Origin of the sequence: Pandoraea sp. 64-18 (assembly GCF_001899225.1) — a bacterium.
Lineage (GTDB): Bacteria > Pseudomonadota > Gammaproteobacteria > Burkholderiales > Burkholderiaceae > Pandoraea > Pandoraea cepalis.
Genome location: NZ_MKVU01000013.1, coordinates 284,331 through 302,206 on the forward strand (window position 1 = coordinate 284,331; position 17,876 = coordinate 302,206).

Below are 17,876 nucleotides of genomic sequence, written 5' to 3' on the forward strand. Positions count from 1 at the left end.
TCGGCTGGCTAGGTCTTTCCGCCCGACTTGTCCTTGACCATGCCCGGCGGGGGCGGCACGACGAAGCGTTCGAAGCGGAACCGGTCGAAGCTCTCGATAGAGCGCTCCCACACCTTCGCTTCGTACGGGTGGTCGTCGTCGATCTGCGTCATTTCGCAATACAACTCGACGTTGTTGCCATCCGGGTCCTTGAACACGAGGAAATAATTCGCCCCCGGCCCGTGACGCCCGATCCCACGCACGATCTCGACGTCATGCGCACGCAGCACCGCCACGGCTTGCTCCATCTCCTCGACACTGTCGACGAGGTAGGAGAAGTGCTCCATGCCGGGACGGCCGTAACGCGGCAGATCGTCGATGTCCGGCGAATCCTTCGGAATCTGCGAGAGCGCCAGATCGTGGTGGTCGGTGCCCGCGCGCAGGAACACCATCTGGTCGCCAATCCAGTCGGAGACGGTCAATCCGAGCACTTCGGTGTAGAACTTCGCCGACTTCTGGATATCACGCACCACCAACACCAGGTGACCAAGGCGCTTCGGGTTGAGCTTGGGTTTGACGCTTGTCATCTCGACTCCTTGCATTGCAGCGATTGCGCGACCGTCATTCGACGAACTGGTTGGTATAGAGGTCGGTGGCCTTCAGTGTGGGGGGCAGGTTGAAGGCGTCGCGCACGAACTGCGCGGTCGTCGCCATGCGCGCCACCGGCAGCCAACCCGCCTTGTGCCCCTGCGTTTCGCGGTCGGTCTCCAGCACGCCGATCTGCCGAATCTGTTCGACCATGACCTGTTTGTCGAGCATGGGGTACTGCGACACGATCACACCCGCCGACGCCTCTGGATGCTCGCGCATCCACGCATAGCCGCGATAGGTGGCCTGCACGAAGCGACGCACCACGTCAGGCTGCTTCGCAATCATCGTCTCGGTCGTGACGATGCCGTTGCCGACCATGTCGAGCCCGAAATCTCGGTAGCGCAGCGATCCGATCTCCCGTCCCTGCTTCGCCGCGAGCGACTTGAGCACCGGCAGGTTCGCGCCTTCCCAGCATTCGGTGAGATCCACGCGACCTTGCAGAAACGACGGATTGATCGTCGACGGGTCGAGCCGCAACAGCTTGATCGCCGTCGGCGGCAAGCCATTGGCCTTGAGCCAGGCCGGCACGATGTTCTGTAACGGCGACGCCCCGCCGCCGCCCATCGACAACCCCTTGAGATCGGCGGGCTTCGCAAGGGTCCGCCCCGGTTTGACGAGGTAGCAGATCGCGCCGGGCCAGACGGCATTGATCGCGCCAACCATCTTCGTCTTCCCGCCCTGCGCGCGGTTGAGCATCACGCTGATCGGATCGCCGTAGCCGAACTCGAACAGGCCCTGATCGACTTCATTGACGGTGCGCTGCCCGCCATGGCCAACGACCGCCGACACTTCGAGGCCTGCCTCGCGGTAAAAGCCCTGGTGAATGGCAACGAGCACCCCCCCGGTGCTGCCCTGTGGCAGCCACGAGAGGTTGAACTTGACCTTCTCCTGTGCGACGGCCGGCGTCGGCCACAGCGCGCCCGCACCGATAGCACTCACCGTGCCGATCGCCCCCATCGCTCCCATCGCACCGATCGATCCGGCACACGCAAGCACCGTCCACCACCGCCTTGCCCACTGCCACTGCTCCATTGCCGCCTCCTCCTGGCCGCTACCTGAGCGGCCGTTGTTATCTTTGCTGCGCCACGACGCGGTTCTCGATGGCCCCAATGCCCTCGATGCCCGCCACCATCACGTCGCCGGCCTTGAGATAGACGCCGCGTCCCATGCCCACACCGGTCGGCGTGCCCGTGGCAATCAGATCGCCTGGCTTGAGCGTGAGAATGTCGGACAGGTAGGCGATCTGCTCCGCAATGTTGAAGATCATCCCCGCCGTCGTGTCGTTTTGCATCATTTCGCCATTCACCGACAGCGTCATGCGCAGTTGCTGGGGATCGAGAATCACCTCGCGCGGCACAAACCACGGCCCCAGAGGGGCGAAGGTATCGAAACTCTTCCCGCGAAACCAGTCGTGCGTGAACGGATAGTCGGTGCGGCGGTTCAGGTCGCGCGCGCTGACATCGTTGATGACCGTATAGCCCGCGATCCATTCATGCGCCTGCTCGACCGGAATATGCCGTCCCGGACGGCCGATGACCACCGCCAGCTCGACCTCCCAGTCCACGCGCTGCGCATGCGGCGGCAGCACGACGTCCGTGCCGGTCGCCGTCACGCTCGTCTCCGCCTTCATGAACATGTACGGCGAACTCTCGCTGCGCGGCGCGAGCTTCGTACCCATTTCGGCCGCGTGCTCGTAATAGTTCGATGCCGTTGCAAAGATGCGGCCCGGCTGATAGGGCACGCACAGGCGATAGGCGTCGCTCGCCAGCGCGCCGATCTTCGCCGGCACACCCGCGTCCAGCGCACGGCGCACGGCGGCGTTGATCGCTTTGCCGTGCACATCCCAGTCCGAGAGCAGCGCCGTCAGATCGTGCGCCGCCAGCACCGCATCGTCCACGTCCGTGCCCATGTGGCGCAGCACGGCTTCCAGATCGTACAAATGCCCATGTTGCACGAGCGCCGTACGCCGCGCGGCAACGGCGCCCGGCGCCAGCGATTCATAAGTTGCAAGTCCAAACCAGGTCACACCTTCCTCCTTGTCTTCCCTCAGGGAACCGACGTCGCGCGTTGCGCATCGGTCGTTTTTTTGATTGCCATGTGAAGATACAATACATAGCATATGTATACATAGCAAATGATTTGTATTTTATTTTCCTATCCAAACGATCTTCACGATGAAGGCCTCCATGACCGACGCTTCGCCACTCCTCTCCCTCATCCCGCTTGCGCCGATCACCCGCGCGCGACTGATCGCCGCGGGACTGCGTCTGCACGAGATCGACGCCGATTGCGAGGCCGTCGATCGGGCCGATGCCATCCGCCTCATGTCCAATGCGTCCAACGTTCGCTTCGTGCTCACCAATGGCACGACAGGCCTTACGGCCGTGCAGATGGATGCGCTACCGAAGCTCGAACTCGTCTGCGCCTTCGGAGCGGGCTACGAGAACATCGACGTCGCCTCCGCCACCGCACGTGGCATCGCCGTCGCGCACGCGCCCAACACCAACGGCGAGACCGTCGCCGATCACGCCCTGGCCCTCATGCTCGCCACCGCACGCGGCCTCATCACGCTCGATCGCGCCGTGAAGGCCGGTGGCTGGGCGAACCACCGCGCACCGCGCCCGACGCTGCATGGCGCGCGACTCGGCATCGTCGGCCTGGGTCACATCGGTCACGCGATTGCGACGCGCGCGGAAGGCTTCGGCATGTCCATCCGCTATCACACGCGCACACCGCGCCGCGACTGCCGTTGGCACCATGTCGCTGACGTCGGCGCCCTGGCCGACGCCAGCGACTTTCTCGTGCTAGCCTGCCCGGGCGGTGCCGCGACACATCACCTCGTGAACGCCGACGTGCTGGCGCGGCTCGGCGCCGACGGCTTTCTCGTGAACGTGTCGCGCGGCAGCGTCGTCGATACCGTGGCCCTGATCGAAGCTCTGTGCGACGGCGTGATTGCAGGGGCCGCGCTCGACGTGTTTGAGCACGAACCCGAGGTGCCTTCGGCATTGCGCATGCTGGAGAACGTTGTGCTGACGCCGCATGTCTCGGGACGCTCGCCGGCCGCCCTGCACGCACAGATCGACGCGCTGCTCGCCAGCCTTCACGCCCATCTCGCGGGCGCGCCGCTGGCGTCCCCCGTCAATGCGGTGGCGCGGCATGTCGCGCGATAACGCGTTCAGGTGAAAAAAGAAGCGGGCAACCAGGAGACCTTCGGAGGTTGCCCGCCTCAACACTTCACGCTTTGGAGGCCCTGTGAAGTCGTGCGCGGCGACGGCACGACGCGTCGTGCCGCCTTGACACTGTGCTTACCGTGCCGGCCAGGGTTTTGCCGGTGCGCCCATCACGGGCTCACCCAGCAACGGGCTCGACAGGGCGTAGGCGCCGTTCTCGGTGAAGGCCCACATGATGTTGCGGTCGTACTCGGTGTACATCGCGAGCACCCCCTTGCCCAGCGTGTAGACGGGCAGCTCGGACTCGTCGGCCAGCCCCGGCACGAAGTAGCCCGCAATGCGCGGCTTGGCCGGATCCTTGACGTCGAATATCTGCACCCCCGCGTTGTAGAACGAGTACGGCACGATGCCCTGGCGCCACGCGCCCGGCTGGCCGATCGAATTCGAACGCTTCGGACCGAAGTTGCCGCCGCGCTGGCAGAAGCTGGTGAACGGCGCCCCTTCGGGGACGTCGGGCTCGGGCAGCTTCGCCGCGACCTTCATCTTGGCCGGGTTGCGCGCATCGACCACGAAGATGTCCTTGTACGGCTCATAGCAGTCCCGGTTCATCGGGTAGCCGCTGGTCAGCACGTACCCCGTGCGCTCGTACTGGCTCACGTCCGCATTGTCGTACTCGGTGCCCGCGAAGCTCGGCGCCGTATTCACGTTGCCCAGTACCTTCGGATGCGCCGGATCGGACAAGTCGAACGACCACAGCCCCAGACCCCCCATCGCGCCGAAGCCCACCTTGCCGCCCTGCTCCAGCGGCTTGGGTAGGAAGATCGGCATGCGCGAACCCATCCACGAGGTGCGGTTGCCCGCCCGCGGATTCTGCAAATAGGCCTGTTCGTGCGCCGCATTGCCAAGAATCTGCCCCGGCACCGAGATCTGCGAGACGAACTTCGGATTGGCCGGATCCGACATATCCCACACCTGGTAGCCCGGCGAGTAGAGATAGTTCGGGTACTCGGTAAGTGCGTAGCTGTCGTCCGGCGCCGATGAGAGAATCATGTACTTGCCGCCGTAGAACTCCGGTGAATCGAGTGAGCCCGAGCCCTGCTGCTGCCCGACCGGCGCGTCCGGATGCTGGTAGTCGGTGGTGCGCGTGGCGATGAGCTTCCAGTCGGACGGTAGCGGCCCATCCATCTCGAAGACCTTGAAGCCCTTGAGCGAGTTGTAGTGCCGTTGCGCGGCCACCTTGTCCGGTTGCTTCGACTTGTCGGTCATCAGGCCGTAACGGCCGATTTCGAACGACGCCACGAGAATCGGCTTGCGCCGTGTCTTGTTCCACACGATGGTGGCACCGCCCAGATAGCCGTGCACATTGTTCGGATCGAACTTCTCGCTCGATCCCTTCGGGCCCCACACGCCGCCGGTCGAATACACCACCTTGCCATGCGCGGGATCGGTCACGTCCATGATGCGCAGGTAGTCGCGATCGTGAATATAGAGGTAGCGCTTGCCGTTGAAGTCGGCGATGTTGTTCCATGCGTGGAACGGCGAATTGACCCCCGGGTAGAACGCCAGGACTTTCACGTTCTTGGTGTAGCTTTTCTTGTCCCACGTCGTCAGTTCACCCGGAAAGCGCTGACCGGTGTGCACTTCCGGTGTGGCCTTCGGCCAGATGAATTTGCCCGTTGCCGGATCCATGCCGTAATCGACGCCCGCCTTGAGCGGCTTGGGCTCCCGATCCGGCGTGAGGCGCAACCATCCCGCCAGGTAAGGATCCTTGACGTTCGGCATACCGGGCGTACCGGTGGGCTGTGTGTCCGACCGCGTGGCAGCGGGCGCCGCCGGCGCGCTGTCCGGTGCCGACGCGTGGGCCGCGAGCGTCATCGTGAGCGCCGCGAGCAATGCCGTCGCGGTCAACGAAACGCCGAGTGTGGGCTTGCGAAACATGTCTTCCTCCTTCGTCTCAAAAATCTTCTCGCCAGCGCGTCAGTCAGGCGCTGGCGGCGTGATGTCGCCGATCGGAACGCGTCAGAACGCGTGGCGGATGCCGAACTGCACGCCCGACGGATTCTGTGTGCCGGTCGGCGTGACCTGGAACGTCACCGGGTAATGCACCGTTGTGTCGTTGCTGTGCTGCACACGGGCATAGGTGGCGTAAAGCGTGGTGCGTTTGGACAAGCCGTACATGTAGCCGATCACGAAGCCGTTGCCGTTCGAGAGCGCCTTGTTGTCGTCGTCCTGGCGATGGACAAAGCTCGCGTAGAAGCGATGACGGTCGGTCAGCGCATACCGCACACCGGCCTGAATATCCCAGCCGCGCACGTTGAATGCGACATACGGCGGGTACGCGTAGTAGCCGTTGTACGTGTGATAAATCAGGGTCGGCTCGACGCTGCCGAACTTGTAGGTGGCCGAGAAGTAGTTGTCGCGCGACGAGTGGATCTGGCTCGACGAGTAGATGTCGCGCGTATATTGCAACTCGCTGACGGCGCCCAGGAAGATGCCGCCGTTGCGGTAATCGAGGCCGGCCGAATAGAATCGGCCCGAGCGCGTGCCGTCGCCTACACCGGTGGTGGCCATGAAGCGGCCCATCAGCCCATGCCAGCGGGGCGTGTTGTACTGAATGGCGTTGTCGACGCGGTACGACGCGTAGAAGAACTCCATGTTGTTGACCATACTGAAGTCCGCCGCCCAGCTAGGGTCGGCGTAACCGGCGATCCAGTAAGACGGCGTGAACTGACGGCCGAGCGACACTTCGCCCCACGCCCCCTTCAGGCCAACGAACGACTGGCGCGCCTGCGCCGATTGCGTGCCGTTCGCGGCAGAGAACATGGGCTCATACGTGAAGAATGCGCGGTTGCCGCCGCCCAAGTCCTCGAACCCGCTCAAATTGAAGCGAGAGTTGTTCAGCCCGCCGCTGGAGACCCGCGTGACCTTGCCGCCATTGGCCCCCGATCCCCACAACTGCTCGACGTTCAGGTCCACGAACCCCGAAAGCGTCACGCCCCCGGTCGATTGCGCGTACGCACCGCCCTGCAGTGCGCCCAGCAACAATGCACACAACACTCGCTTCTTCATGCTGTCTCCTGAGTTTTCTCGTTTTTGTCGCGGCGCCCCTGACCGGGTGTCTGCCGCCCGCGCTACATGTATACAATCAGTCGAATTATTATACATAGCAAAGAAATTGAATTTCTACCGCTATTTGTTTATACAAACGATCGATTTTTTTATAGCGGGTCACCCCGGATGGCCACTGGCCCGTGAGCGCTGGTCGCTGAGCGCCGCCGGCGCGTGGCGTCCGGCGGGCAGAGGCAGGTGTTGCGAACCCTGGCGCCGAGCGAGAACGGCGTGCTATCAGAGCCCCGTGCGATCGGCTTGCAGCCCTTCGTGACGCAGCGCTGGCGCGTTGTCCTTGCCCGTGCCGTCCTTCGACGCACCGCCCCAGCCGTGGGCAGTGACATCGAAGATCACGCCATTCGGATCGAAGAACTTCACTTCATAAAAGATGTTGCTCTTCACCGGCACTTCGCCCATGTAGTAGCGGCCCCCGGCAGCTTCGATTTTCGTACGCGTGGCCTCGACATCCTCGACCCAGATCCCGATGTGATGCAGCCCCACATACTCGCGGCCGCGATCGCCTGCGGCTTCGTCGTTCTTGTAATTGAGCAACGCCAGGTTGATGACGCCGTCAGACAGATAAACGCCCCGAGCGAGCGACGAGTCCGTCTCGCCCACTTTCTTGAAGTCGAATGCCTGCATATAGAACGCTGCCGCCTTCCACGGATCGGGCACCGAAAGCGCAATGTGACGCAGTTTGGCCATGATGAGATGTCTCCTTCGAATTGAGGTGTCGACGCGTGCCGGAACACCCGGCAAACGTTCATGTATACTATCTCAGCATATTGCATCCAAAAACGTATTTTTGAATGCACTTGGATCACCCTGCTGCGCTTTCCATCCGGGAATGGCGTCCTGATGACGCCTCCAGACATAGTGGCGAAGGAAAATACTCGTATAATCTCCATGTATACAATCGCATCAAAAAGACACATCCACGGAGCGAGATAGACAAGCATGGCCGAAACCATTGCCGCACGAATCTGCCGGGTGTTGACCGGCGAGATCATCGACGGACGCCTGCCGCCGGGACAGAAGCTCGAGGAAGTCGCGCTGGCCGAGCGCTTCAAGGCGTCGCGTACGCCCATTCGTGAAGCGCTGCGCGAACTCAATGCACGCGGCCTCATTGAACTCACCCCGCACAAGGGCGGCGTGGTGGCGAGCATCAGCGTCGACGATCTGTCCGACATGCTCGAAGCGATGTGCGAACTCGACGCCCTGTGCTGCCGGCTGAGCGCCCAGCGCATGAGCGCGATGCAGAAGAAGCAGCTCGAGATGATTCACATCCAGAGCAAGCAGTGCATGGATGCGGGCGACGAAGCCGGCTATCTCGCGCTCAACCGCGAGTTCCATCAGTTGCTGAGCGCGGGCACGCAGAACAAGACGTTGATGGCGCTGATCGACAGTCATCGTGAACGTCTGGCGCCCTTCCGCGCGGCGCAAGCCGATGTCGAAGAGCGCTTCGCCGTGTCGTTCGACGAGCACGAGCGCGTCGTCGAGGCCGTGCTCGCGGCCGACGCCGAAGCCGCCTATAACGCCATGCGCAGCCACACGGCGCGGTTGAGCATTCATGTGCTCGAACGCCTGCAACACAGCCGCAAGCTGAGTTAAGCCCCGCCCCCGCTCGTCTGTCCAGGCCGGCTTCGTTCACACGGCCGGCCGATACGCTCCTGTCGCTGACGCCCCCGATGCCCGCACGCACGCATCGGCCTTCCTGGGGGCATCGCTCCAATTCCCCGATTGGTGTATCGGTGCCCATCCGCGCAACGCGAGTCGCGACGCCGCTTTGCACGCAACTGTCACTCATAAAGCGCAGCCCGCGCGAGGTTGAACATTGCCGTCGCCGTTTCTAGGCTCCATCCGTGAAGCGCGTTGCCGCGTTTCGCGCGCGGCCGGCAGGCCGCCGGCTTAGAGACCGCCATCGTCCGATGGACGGCATCCAACTCAGCCTTTCGTGGAGAAACACATGTCGCAAATCACCGATGTGCTGGTCAGCATCGACACCAAGACGATCGTCGACCGGTACGGCAAGAACTCCAGCATGGCGAATCCCCCCCTCATCGACTTCAAGCACGTCTTCATGATCGTGGCGCAGGGTAACGTGGTGAGCGGACAGGCGGGCGGTGAGCTGGACGTCGCGGCGACCGTCGGCGACGTCATCCGGTGGCGCGAATGCTCGCTCTCGCTCGGATTCGAGCAATCGTGCATCTTCTACAAGTTCATCGGCAATCAGGGCAACGACCTGATCTCCCCGCCCTCGCCACGGGAAGCGGAGGTCACGATCCCCGTGCCGAATCCGCCCGACCCGACCCATCCGAAGAAGCAGACCTGCTCGAACTACTTCTGGTCGTGCGAAACGCTCAAGACCGGTCGCGTCACCTACCACTTTCAGTTCATGATCCTCGATCGCAGCGGTAATTTGTGCGGCTGCTACCAGTGGGATCCGTTCATCACCATTCGCAATCACTGACGAGCGCCGCGCCGCGATCCACGACGCGCCAATCCGGGCGCCCGATCGCGGTCACCTAGGCTCACGGCAAGGAATCCCAATGTCCAACGCAAACACCTCCGACGGCGATGGCGAATGCGGTGCGATTGCCGACGTTCTGCTTGTCATCGATACCGTGACGCTGCTTGACCAGCACCCCGAAGCGATCGACGCGCCCGTGGGCGTAGACGCCGACTGCTGCCATGCGCTGGCCGCGGATAGCGCGGCGCTCACCGGTGTCAATGCGGCGCAATGGCGTGTCGACGTTCGCCCCGGCGACCGCTTGCGGCTGCGCTGGACGCCGCTCGCCATGCGTGGCGAACATGCCGTGATGCTCCAGCTCTGCCTCGATGACGAGACAACGCTGAGCGGCCTGCAGTTGCATTGCCTTGAGCACGCCACGCGCTACGCGCCGCAATCGGGTTCGCCGCAGGCCGCCGTCGCGCGCGACGCCCCGGATGCCTTTTGGCAAGCCGATGTCGTGGGCAGCGGCACGGCAGCGCTGACCATCGAGGCCATCGTCACGGACCGCGATGTCCATGTGCTCGGCCGATTTCGCTGGCCAATGCGCGTGGTTGTGCCCTGAGCGTCTTCATTCATTCAAAAATCGAATGTCACCCATTTTGATATTTAATTTGTCGATGGATGGCGGGTTCGCTATCTTGTGCATCTTTCCCGATGGTTTCGCCCCCACGAAACTCCGCGATCAGAACGACACAGGAGCCATCAATCATGTCGAAGACTACGTATTACGCGCCGCAGGGTGGGCATCCGAGCCAATCGGAACTGCTGACCGACCGCGCCATGTTCACCGAAGCGTACGCCGTCATTCCCAAGGGCGTGATGCGCGACATCGTCACGAGCCATCTGCCGTTCTGGGACAACACGCGCCTGTGGGTGCTCGCCCGTCCGCTCTCGGGCTTCGCCGAGACCTTCGCGCAATACATCATGGAAGTCGGAGCGGGGGGCGGCAGCGACCAACCCGAGCAGGATGAAAACGCCGAGGGCGTGCTGTTCGTCGTCGAAGGGGAGATCACGGTGACGATCCAGGGCAAGGCGAACCGCCTCACCCCGGGCGGCTATGCGTTCCTGCCGCCCGCGACCGACTGGCAAGTGCGCAACCACAGCCAGGGCACCGCCCGCTTCCATTGGATTCGCAAGCACTATCAAGCCGTGCCGGGTTTGCCGGCCCCTGAGCCGTTCGTGAAGCACGAGCAGGACGTCGAGCCGATTCCGATGCCCGGCACCGACGGCCGCTGGGTGACGACGCGCTTCGTCGACATCCAGGACATGCGCCACGACATGCATGTGAACATCGTGACGTTCCAGCCCGGTGGCGTAATCCCGTTCGCGGAAACTCACGTCATGGAGCACGGCTTGTATGTGCTCGAAGGCAAGGCCGTCTATCGCCTGAATCAGGATTGGGTGGAAGTCGAAGCCGGTGACTTCATGTGGCTGCGCGCCTTCTGCCCGCAGGCGTGCTACGCCGGTGGCCCCGGCCCGTTCCGCTACTTGCTGTACAAGGACGTCAACCGTCACATGAACCTGACGCTGGGTGCCCAGCCGAAGTAAGCGCCGAAACAAGCGCTGAAACCGGTGCCGTAGCAGGCGCTGAAGTCAGCGTCTGCGCTATGCGCCCCTTGGCGCCCATCCCCGCACGCATCCCGCCGCGCGCGTCGCTCACTTCGGCGCGCGCGGTTTCGTCGCGAGCATCCCGACGAGCACTTTGGCGAGCGCCATCACCATGGCATCCGCCGTCGGTCGGTGAAAGATCGCCAGCTCGAAGGCGTCGATGACCGGTAGCCCCTGCGCCCGGCCAAGCACCGCATGCCGCGGCAGTACGGCGCGCGGCGGCACCAGACTGATTCCCATCCCGTCGGCCACCGCGCCCTGAATGCCGCTCAGGCTGGAACTGGTGAAGCTGATGCGCCAGTCGCGTCCCATCGTCTCAAGTGCATGAATCATATCGTCGCGATACAACCCGCGCGCGGGAAACGTCACGAGCGGCACCGGATCGCATCCGAACGACGGATGCGCCGCGCTGTCGATCCACGCCAGCCTCTCGGGGCGGCTCGCCACCGATTCGCGACTGCCGCGACGCTGCTTGACCAGCACGAGATCGAGCTCGCCGCGATCGTAGCTCGCGAACAAATCGCGGCTCAGGCCGCTCGTGACTTCGAGCTTGACCTGCGGATACTGCCGATTGAAACGCGCGAGCACCTGCGTCGTGGCGCCGGTCGCGAAATCCTCCGGCACGCCCAGCCGCACCGTCACTATCACGGCTCCGGAGAGCGCCTCGAACATCTGGTCGTTGAGCGCGAGCATCTGACGCGCATGGCCGAGCAATCGCTCGCCCGCGTCGGTGGCATGGACGTCGCGATTGCCGCGTTCGAGCAACTTGTGCCCGACCAGGTCTTCGAGACGCCGCACCTTTTGGCTCACGGTGGATTGCGTCGAATGCAGACGCGCGGCCGCCGCCGTGAAGCTGCCGCAATCCGCCACCGTGATGATCGAGCGCAGCAGATCCAGATCGAACAGCGGGCGATTCGATTTTGCACTGCCAGCCATGTGAAGTATTTACGTTGTCGATGGATGGCAGCACTTGTATCACGCGCGACAACCGAGCGTCAAAGCCCCAGGGCCCGACCATCGCTGCGAGGATCGTGGGCACCGCTCATCTGCCCGTGCGCACCGATGCGAATCGCACCGGGATGGCCCGCCAACTGACTCTGCGGCGGCAGCTCGCTCATCTCGTGCCCACGCGCGGCCAGCGCCGCGAACACTTCGGCACCGGCATCCTGTTCGAGCTTGAGGGCATCGCGGCTGTCGGAGAAGGTCTTGCCGAGCAGGAAGCGCGGCCGTCCCAGCGCGGTGAGCGGATCCATCTCGTAATCGATCAGGCGGGTGAGCACCGCGGCCAGCGTCTGCGGTTGCCCGTCGGCGCCCTGCGTACCGTAAAGCAGTTGCGGGCGTCCCTGCTTCAGATACATGCCTGGATTGAGCGTATGGAACGGGCGCTTGCCACCGTGCAGCACGTTCGGACTCCGTGCGTCGAGACTGAACGACGCGCCCCGGTTGTGCCACAGCACGCCCGTGTCCCCCAACACCACACCGCTGCCCCAATCGAAGTAGACCGTCTGCAGCATGCTCACGCAGTTGCCCTGACTGTCCGCTGCACCGATGTACACCGTGTCACCAGTCTTGAACACATGCGGCCATGACATGGCGCGATCCATGCGAATGCTGCGGGCATGCGCGTCAAGGTGGGCGCTCGCCAGCAAGCGATCGACCGGCACATCGACGAAATCGGGGTCGGCTACATAGCGATTGCGGTCGATGAATGCGAGCTTCACCGCCTCGACCAGCACGTGGTAGTAGTCGGCGCTGCCCTCGGGCATCGACTTCAGATCGAAGCGATCGAGAATGCCCATGATCTCCAGCGTTGTCACGCCCTGCGTCGGCGGACGCAGCCCGAGCAGCTCGCCGTCACGATAGGCCACGCGCAGCGGCACTTCCTCGCGCGCCTGCGCCCGTGACAGGTCGCCGGCGCGCAGCGGCGAGCCGGCCTGCTTGAGGCCTGCCGCGATGCGGCCGGCCAGATCGCCTTCGTAGAACTCGCGCCCGCCATGGGTGGCAATGCGATCGAGACTGCGCGCCAGTGCCGGCTGATGAAAGCGCTCGCCCGCCTGCGGAATGCGGCCGTTCGGCATGAAGACCGAGGCGAAGCCTTCCCAACCCTGCAATTCGGCCGCGCGCAATGTTTGCCAGAAGTGTTGCGACGGGGTGACCGGGAAGCCGTTCGCCGCATATTCCGTGGCGCGTGAGAACAGCGACGACCACGCCTGTTGTCCCCCCCATTGCTGGCGACTGAGGTCGAATGCCTTGTCCCAGATCGCCACGGTCGCGGCCGTGGTCAGCGCCGCCCCCGGACCGCGCACGGGGATGGCGCCGCGGTAGGCCGGCACCTGTGCGGCGGCTTGTCCGATGCCCGAGAGCGTACGCACGTTGCCTTCGCGGTCGCTGATCACCATGAAGGCGTCGCCGCCCAGACCGGTGAAGTGAGGATACGTCACGCTCAGCACCGCGCCGATGGCAATCGCGGCCTCAATGGCGTTGCCGCCCGCGCGAAGCACTTCGAGTCCCGCCTCGCTGGCCAGTGCGTGCGGACTGGTGACCATGCCCCGCGTCGATTGCGCAAGGCGCGGGCCGGCGTCGGCTCGTGCGTCGCTGTGGGCGGCTTGGGCCGCGTCGGCCGCCGGCGCGGGCAGCACCGCGCTACCGGCCAATGCGGCTGTGCCTCGCAGGAAGTTTCGCCGCGTGGTGCTGCCGGCGGTGTCGCCAGTCGCGACCGGAGGTGTCGTGGTCAGCCCATCGGCCATGTCTTGTGCGAACGTCATGCCGTCCGTCTCCCCAAACAATGTCATTGGAAGGCGAAGCGCGCCCGACACCGGCAGACGCTTCGACCCGATCCCATCCGTGCGTCGAGCCGGAACCGGCTCGCACCGTGCCGCCGCCCCGGCTGGATGCGCGAAACGGCAGGCTTGCGTCAGACTTCCGCCTTCCAGCCCTTCCAGTGGCGTTGATGCGTCACTTCCGGGGCCGAGAAGCGCTCCTTCACCCAGGCGTAGACCGGGCCGAGGGCGTTCATGGCGACGGCCGCCCCGAGTGCCGCCAACGGGTCCTGTGCCACCGGGCCGAAGCCGCCGAACAGCGTGGCGAAGTACGTCGCGAACCCGAAGAACATGCCCGGAATGAAATTCAGTGCCGGGAACACGCGGGCCAGCGCCATCATCGAGCCGTTGCCCGCGAAAAGAATCACCATCTCCGCGGCGACAAGAGTGTTACCGCTGAACTGGGCGCCCGCTTGCTTGAACCCCAGCACGATGAGGCATGCGAAGCACGCGCCCACCGGCAGCGTCGCCCAGATCCGTTTTAGGTTCACCAACGTGGGTCCCCCCATGGCAAAGGTGGCGGCCCAACTGATAAAGATCGCCCAGGGCGGCAAATGCAGCGGCAGCATCGCGATCGGGATGGTGGTGACGGCCAGTAACGAGGCAACGACTTCCGCAGGCAGCTTCTTCATGAGTGTCTCCTTGAGTGTGATGAGAACTGCATTACGCGCAACAACAGGAATGCCGGTGAATCTCGCAGTGATGCTGCGTCACGACCGTGATTCGGCCGCGTTTGATCACCCACAGGCGTGGCGGGATGTCGAGCAGCGCATCGGCCACCTTGAACGTGTCGAGAATGATGAGATCGGCTTGTTTGCCCACGGCGATGCCATAGTCGTGCGAGAGTCCGATGGCACGCGCGGCGTTATGCGTGCCCATGTCCAGAATCGCCTGCTGGTGCTCCGGCACGCCGAATTGCGCCACGTGCGCGAGCAGATTGCCGATCTGCAACATGTCGGCCTTGCCGAACGGCGTGAAGGCGTTGCGCACGTTGTTGGACGAATACGCCACGTTGACGCCTGCGGCATGCAACGCCTTGACGGGCGTGAGACCCCGCCGAGGGTTCTGCACGTCCTTGCGCCCACCCAGATAAAGATCGGTCGCGGGCAGCGTGACGATGCTGATGCCGGCAAGACGGATCTGCTCGATCACGGGCGCGAGTTCGTCGTTGTCGAGCGCACCCAGGCTGGTCACGTGCCCCAGCGAGACCCGGCCCTGATAGCCGGTATCGATCGTGCGCTGCGCAATGTACGAGATGGCCGCGAAACGCTGATCGCTGGTGTCGTCGGCAAAGTCCGCATGCATGTCGATGGGCGCATCGAAGCGCTGCGCCAGCTCGAACACGATGTCGATATGGCGCTTGGTGTCTTCCCAGTTCAGCTCGTTGTAAGGGCATCCGCCGACCACATCCGCCCCCATGCGCAGCGCGTCGATCATCAGCTCGTAGGTGCCCGCAGACTTGAGAATGCCCTCCTGCGGGAACGCAACGATCTGCAGATCGAGCAAGCTTTGGTACTCATCCTTGAGCGTGAGCAGCGTCTCGACCCCGATCAGCCCCTGAATCAGGTCAACGTCCGGATGGGCGCGAACCGCGACGGTGCCGTTCTTGATCGCCATGTCGAGGACCTGACGCGAGCGATCGAGCACGTCCTCGCGCTCCTGCCGGCTCTTGAGAATGCCGGTCACGCGGATGGCCTCGTCGAGCGTGCCGAAGCGTGCGGGCAGACGGCGATGCAGCAGTGCCTTGTCCAGATGCAGGTGCGCCTCGATAAGCCCGGGAATCGCCGCGCGGCCTTGCGCGTCGATCTCCTCGGTCGCGCTGGCGTCGATGCCGGGCTCCATCGCAGCGATGCGTCCGTCTTTGATGGCGATGTCCACGAGCGGCGCATCGTCGCGCACGCACACGTGTTTGATCAGCAGGTCCACATGCATGGTGCGGTCTCCTTACGTCTCAGGGTTGAATGAAATGCTGGCAAGCGCCGGCCGGGTGGCAGTGAGTCGGTGCCCCGCCTTCGGGGCTTGAAGCAAGATTAGGGGAGTGCCCGCGGGCGGGGCATCGGGATTTGCTGGTTTTCGTCTAAGAATTTCCCTAGACGCAGTGCAGCAAGCGAAACCGAGGGGGAATGCGTGTGGCCGATGATCGCGTCGGGAATGTCTTGCGCGTTGGGGGCGTGGGTCGCGTGTGGGATCAGGCGTCGGTGCCGGCGACGATCAAGCCGTGTTCGATGGCGTAGAGCACGAGGCCCGCCGTCGACGGAATGTCCATCTTGGTGAGGATATTGGCCTTGTGCGTACTCACGGTCTTGGCCGAGAGCGACAGGCAGCGCGCGATCTCGTTGATGCCATGGCCCTCGACCAGCATCTGGAATATCTGGAATTCGCGGGCCGTCAGCCCGCTGTGCGGCAACGCCTCGGCCGGTTGCTGCAACTGACGCACGAGCTTGTCCGCGACCAGGGGCGAGACGACCGTGCCGCCGCGTGCCACGCGCCGGATGGCGCTCATCAACTGTTCCGACTCGGCGTTCTTGGTGAGATAGCCGGCGGCCCCGGCGCGGATGGCCTGCACCGCGTATTGCGATTCGCGGTACATGCTGAGCACGAGTATGGGGAGCGCCGGATACGTTGCCTTGATCTGCGCGATGAGGGCAATGCCACTCTTGCCAGGCATCGACATATCGAGCAGCAGCACGTCCACGGCGATCAGGCGAAGCCGGTTGAGGACATCCGCGCCGTCCACGGCTTCCGACACCACGCACATGTCAGGTGCCATCGAGATGATCTTTTTCAGCCCATCGCGAATGATCGCGTGGTCGTCGGCAATCATGACACGCATCACCACTCCCTCTCGTTCGTTAGGTTCATTAGGTTCGTGAGGTCCGTGAGGTCCGTGAGGTTCGATGGGGTCGCCGGGCTCGTTGCGTTCATTGCGTTGGCGGCATCATCGTCGGTCAACCCTGCCGCAGGTGCGCGCGCAGGAATTCTCACCCGCACGCGGGTTCCCTGTCCCGGGGCGCTTTCGATCTCGAACGCACCGCCCAGCATCAGCGCGCGTTCGCGCATGCCCATCAGACCGAGGCGCTGACCGTCCCCGGCCCGTGCAGTGTCCATGCCCCGGCCATCGTCCGCGATGCTCACGTAACAATCGCCGTCGCGCAGCTCGAGCGTCACACGCACCTGCGACGGCTGCCCATGTCGGCTGGCATTCGTGAGCGACTCCTGCACGATACGGAAGATCGCCGTGCTGCATTCGCTGTCGAGACGCGTAGTCACCGCTTCCGGCATGTCCAGCTCGCACGGCAACCCATGCCGCTGCGCGAACGATTCTGTCAGCCACTCCAGCGCCGCGTGCAGGCCCAGTTCGTCGAGCACGGCGGGCCGAAGGTCGGCGGCGATGCGATGCACCGCGTCGATGGTCTCGTCGACCAGGTCCTTGAGCATCTGGATATGGGCGGACCGATCGGCCGGCGACGCGACGGGTTGCGTGTCCAGGTAGCTCAGGCCAAGCCGAAGGCCGCCCAGCCACTGCCCGAGTTCGTCGTGAAGTTCGCGCGAGAGTCGCGTGCGTTCCGCTTCTCGCACCGTTTGCAGATAGGCGGAGAGCTGACGCAGTTGCGCGCGCGAGTCGAGCAATGCCGTTTCGGAGCGCTTGCGGTCGGTGATGTCGCGAGAAATCCCAACGGTGCCCACGATACGGCCAGCCGCGTCGCGAACCGGCATCTTGACGGTGTCGAACCAGCGCGGCGCGCCGTCGGCCCCCGGCCGGCTCTCTTCGTAGCGCCGGCGTTCGCCGCTGGCCACGACCGCTTTGTCGGTGGCGAGGTAGACCTTCCCCCATTCCGAAGACCAGACCTTGTCGGGCGTGTTGCCGATGATCTCGGCTTCCGTGCGGCCGCAAGCCACCAGGAAAGCGTCGTTGACGAGGATGTAGCGCGACTCGGTGTCCTTGAGCCAGGCCTGGTCCGGAATGTTGTTCAGAATCGCCCGGTGCAGCTCTCCATGCGTCTCCACTTCGTCTCCTTGGCTGGCAAC

General features: G+C 64.0%; 17 protein-coding genes. 5 read left to right on the forward strand and 12 right to left on the reverse strand.

From position 1 onward, the window contains the following. Positions 1-8: 8 nt before the first annotated feature. Genes BGP02_RS12285 through BGP02_RS12295 form a run of 3 tightly spaced genes read right to left on the reverse strand, consistent with a single transcriptional unit; the run spans position 9 to position 2,656 of the window. Complete coding sequence (locus BGP02_RS12285) at positions 9-566, reverse strand: VOC family protein (protein ID WP_261938543.1); 558 nt, start codon at positions 564-566, stop codon at positions 9-11. A gap of 34 nt (positions 567-600) precedes the next feature. Then, complete coding sequence (locus BGP02_RS12290) at positions 601-1,662, reverse strand: ABC transporter substrate-binding protein (protein WP_261938542.1); 1,062 nt, start codon at positions 1,660-1,662, stop codon at positions 601-603. Between the two features lie 37 nt (positions 1,663-1,699). Further along, positions 1,700-2,656, reverse strand: coding sequence for a fumarylacetoacetate hydrolase family protein (locus BGP02_RS12295; RefSeq protein ID WP_286798613.1), 957 nt, complete (start codon positions 2,654-2,656; stop codon positions 1,700-1,702). A gap of 160 nt (positions 2,657-2,816) precedes the next feature. Between BGP02_RS12295 and BGP02_RS12300 the strand changes: the two genes are divergently transcribed. Further along, a complete protein-coding gene (locus tag BGP02_RS12300; protein ID WP_286798614.1) occupies positions 2,817-3,800 on the forward strand; it encodes a 2-hydroxyacid dehydrogenase in 984 nt (327 codons plus the stop codon). Positions 3,801-3,935: 135 nt separating this feature from the next. On the opposite strand, the gene BGP02_RS12305 is transcribed toward BGP02_RS12300, so the two are convergent. From BGP02_RS12305 to BGP02_RS12315, 3 genes are all read right to left on the reverse strand, one after another. Beyond that, on the reverse strand, positions 3,936-5,738 hold the full coding sequence (locus BGP02_RS12305; protein WP_261938539.1) for an LVIVD repeat-containing protein: 1,803 nt from the start codon (positions 5,736-5,738) through the stop codon (positions 3,936-3,938). 81 nt (positions 5,739-5,819) lie between these two features. Further along, positions 5,820-6,869: a porin gene (locus BGP02_RS12310; protein ID WP_261938538.1), complete on the reverse strand. Its 1,050-nt coding sequence runs from the start codon at positions 6,867-6,869 to the stop codon at positions 5,820-5,822. Positions 6,870-7,145: 276 nt separating this feature from the next. Continuing rightward, positions 7,146-7,613 carry a VOC family protein gene (locus BGP02_RS12315; protein WP_017232169.1) on the reverse strand — a complete coding sequence of 156 codons (468 nt, stop codon included), beginning with the start codon at positions 7,611-7,613 and terminating at the stop codon, positions 7,146-7,148. 252 nt (positions 7,614-7,865) lie between these two features. On the opposite strand from BGP02_RS12315, the gene BGP02_RS12320 reads away from it, so the two are divergent. The 4 genes from BGP02_RS12320 (at position 7,866) to BGP02_RS12335 (ending at position 10,968) form a co-directional block, all read left to right on the forward strand. After that, a complete protein-coding gene (locus BGP02_RS12320) occupies positions 7,866-8,519 on the forward strand; it encodes a GntR family transcriptional regulator (RefSeq protein ID WP_017232170.1) in 654 nt (217 codons plus the stop codon). 355 nt (positions 8,520-8,874) lie between these two features. Beyond that, positions 8,875-9,378 (forward strand): inclusion body family protein, encoded by a 504-nt coding sequence (locus BGP02_RS12325; RefSeq protein WP_130026056.1) that lies wholly within the window; start codon positions 8,875-8,877, stop codon positions 9,376-9,378. 79 nt (positions 9,379-9,457) lie between these two features. Continuing rightward, positions 9,458-9,982, forward strand: coding sequence for an AidA/PixA family protein (locus tag BGP02_RS12330; protein ID WP_017232173.1), 525 nt, complete (start codon positions 9,458-9,460; stop codon positions 9,980-9,982). Positions 9,983-10,128: 146 nt separating this feature from the next. Continuing rightward, positions 10,129-10,968, forward strand: coding sequence for a bifunctional allantoicase/(S)-ureidoglycine aminohydrolase (locus tag BGP02_RS12335; protein WP_017232174.1), 840 nt, complete (start codon positions 10,129-10,131; stop codon positions 10,966-10,968). Positions 10,969-11,076: 108 nt separating this feature from the next. Here BGP02_RS12335 and BGP02_RS12340 read toward each other — a convergent pair whose 3' ends face one another. The 6 genes from BGP02_RS12340 to BGP02_RS12365 form a co-directional block, all read right to left on the reverse strand. After that, complete coding sequence (locus BGP02_RS12340) at positions 11,077-11,964, reverse strand: LysR substrate-binding domain-containing protein (RefSeq protein WP_286798616.1); 888 nt, start codon at positions 11,962-11,964, stop codon at positions 11,077-11,079. Between the two features lie 59 nt (positions 11,965-12,023). Further along, positions 12,024-13,574 carry a gamma-glutamyltransferase family protein gene (locus BGP02_RS12345; RefSeq protein ID WP_502688480.1) on the reverse strand — a complete coding sequence of 517 codons (1,551 nt, stop codon included), beginning with the start codon at positions 13,572-13,574 and terminating at the stop codon, positions 12,024-12,026. 368 nt (positions 13,575-13,942) lie between these two features. After that, a complete protein-coding gene (locus BGP02_RS12350; protein ID WP_017232176.1) occupies positions 13,943-14,479 on the reverse strand; it encodes a DUF1097 domain-containing protein in 537 nt (178 codons plus the stop codon). 31 nt (positions 14,480-14,510) lie between these two features. Beyond that, positions 14,511-15,779, reverse strand: a complete 1,269-nt coding sequence (locus BGP02_RS12355) for an amidohydrolase family protein (RefSeq protein WP_017232177.1) — start codon at positions 15,777-15,779, stop codon at positions 14,511-14,513. 256 nt (positions 15,780-16,035) lie between these two features. Then, on the reverse strand, positions 16,036-16,683 hold the full coding sequence (locus BGP02_RS12360) for a response regulator transcription factor (protein WP_026131643.1): 648 nt from the start codon (positions 16,681-16,683) through the stop codon (positions 16,036-16,038). Then, a complete protein-coding gene (locus tag BGP02_RS12365; protein ID WP_286798617.1) occupies positions 16,680-17,855 on the reverse strand; it encodes a PAS domain-containing sensor histidine kinase in 1,176 nt (391 codons plus the stop codon). Before BGP02_RS12365 ends, BGP02_RS12360 begins: the two co-directional genes overlap by 4 nt. Between the last annotated feature and the right edge of the window lie 21 nt (positions 17,856-17,876).

Bases quoted from the DNA above. Each gene is read 5' to 3' on its own strand.
- BGP02_RS12285 (WP_261938543.1), bottom strand. From the start codon at position 566: ATGACAAGCGTCAAACCCAAGCTCAACCCGAAGCGCCTTGGTCACCTG.
- BGP02_RS12290 (WP_261938542.1), bottom strand. From the start codon at position 1,662: ATGGAGCAGTGGCAGTGGGCAAGGCGGTGGTGGACGGTGCTTGCGTGT.
- BGP02_RS12300 (WP_286798614.1), top strand. From the start codon at position 2,817: ATGACCGACGCTTCGCCACTCCTCTCCCTCATCCCGCTTGCGCCGATC.
- BGP02_RS12305 (WP_261938539.1), bottom strand. From the start codon at position 5,738: ATGTTTCGCAAGCCCACACTCGGCGTTTCGTTGACCGCGACGGCATTG.
- BGP02_RS12310 (WP_261938538.1), bottom strand. From the start codon at position 6,869: ATGAAGAAGCGAGTGTTGTGTGCATTGTTGCTGGGCGCACTGCAGGGC.
- BGP02_RS12315 (WP_017232169.1), bottom strand. From the start codon at position 7,613: ATGGCCAAACTGCGTCACATTGCGCTTTCGGTGCCCGATCCGTGGAAG.
- BGP02_RS12320 (WP_017232170.1), top strand. From the start codon at position 7,866: ATGGCCGAAACCATTGCCGCACGAATCTGCCGGGTGTTGACCGGCGAG.
- BGP02_RS12325 (WP_130026056.1), top strand. From the start codon at position 8,875: ATGTCGCAAATCACCGATGTGCTGGTCAGCATCGACACCAAGACGATC.
- BGP02_RS12330 (WP_017232173.1), top strand. From the start codon at position 9,458: ATGTCCAACGCAAACACCTCCGACGGCGATGGCGAATGCGGTGCGATT.
- BGP02_RS12335 (WP_017232174.1), top strand. From the start codon at position 10,129: ATGTCGAAGACTACGTATTACGCGCCGCAGGGTGGGCATCCGAGCCAA.
- BGP02_RS12340 (WP_286798616.1), bottom strand. From the start codon at position 11,964: ATGGCTGGCAGTGCAAAATCGAATCGCCCGCTGTTCGATCTGGATCTG.
- BGP02_RS12345 (WP_502688480.1), bottom strand. From the start codon at position 13,574: ATGGTCACCAGTCCGCACGCACTGGCCAGCGAGGCGGGACTCGAAGTG.
- BGP02_RS12350 (WP_017232176.1), bottom strand. From the start codon at position 14,479: ATGAAGAAGCTGCCTGCGGAAGTCGTTGCCTCGTTACTGGCCGTCACC.
- BGP02_RS12355 (WP_017232177.1), bottom strand. From the start codon at position 15,779: ATGCATGTGGACCTGCTGATCAAACACGTGTGCGTGCGCGACGATGCG.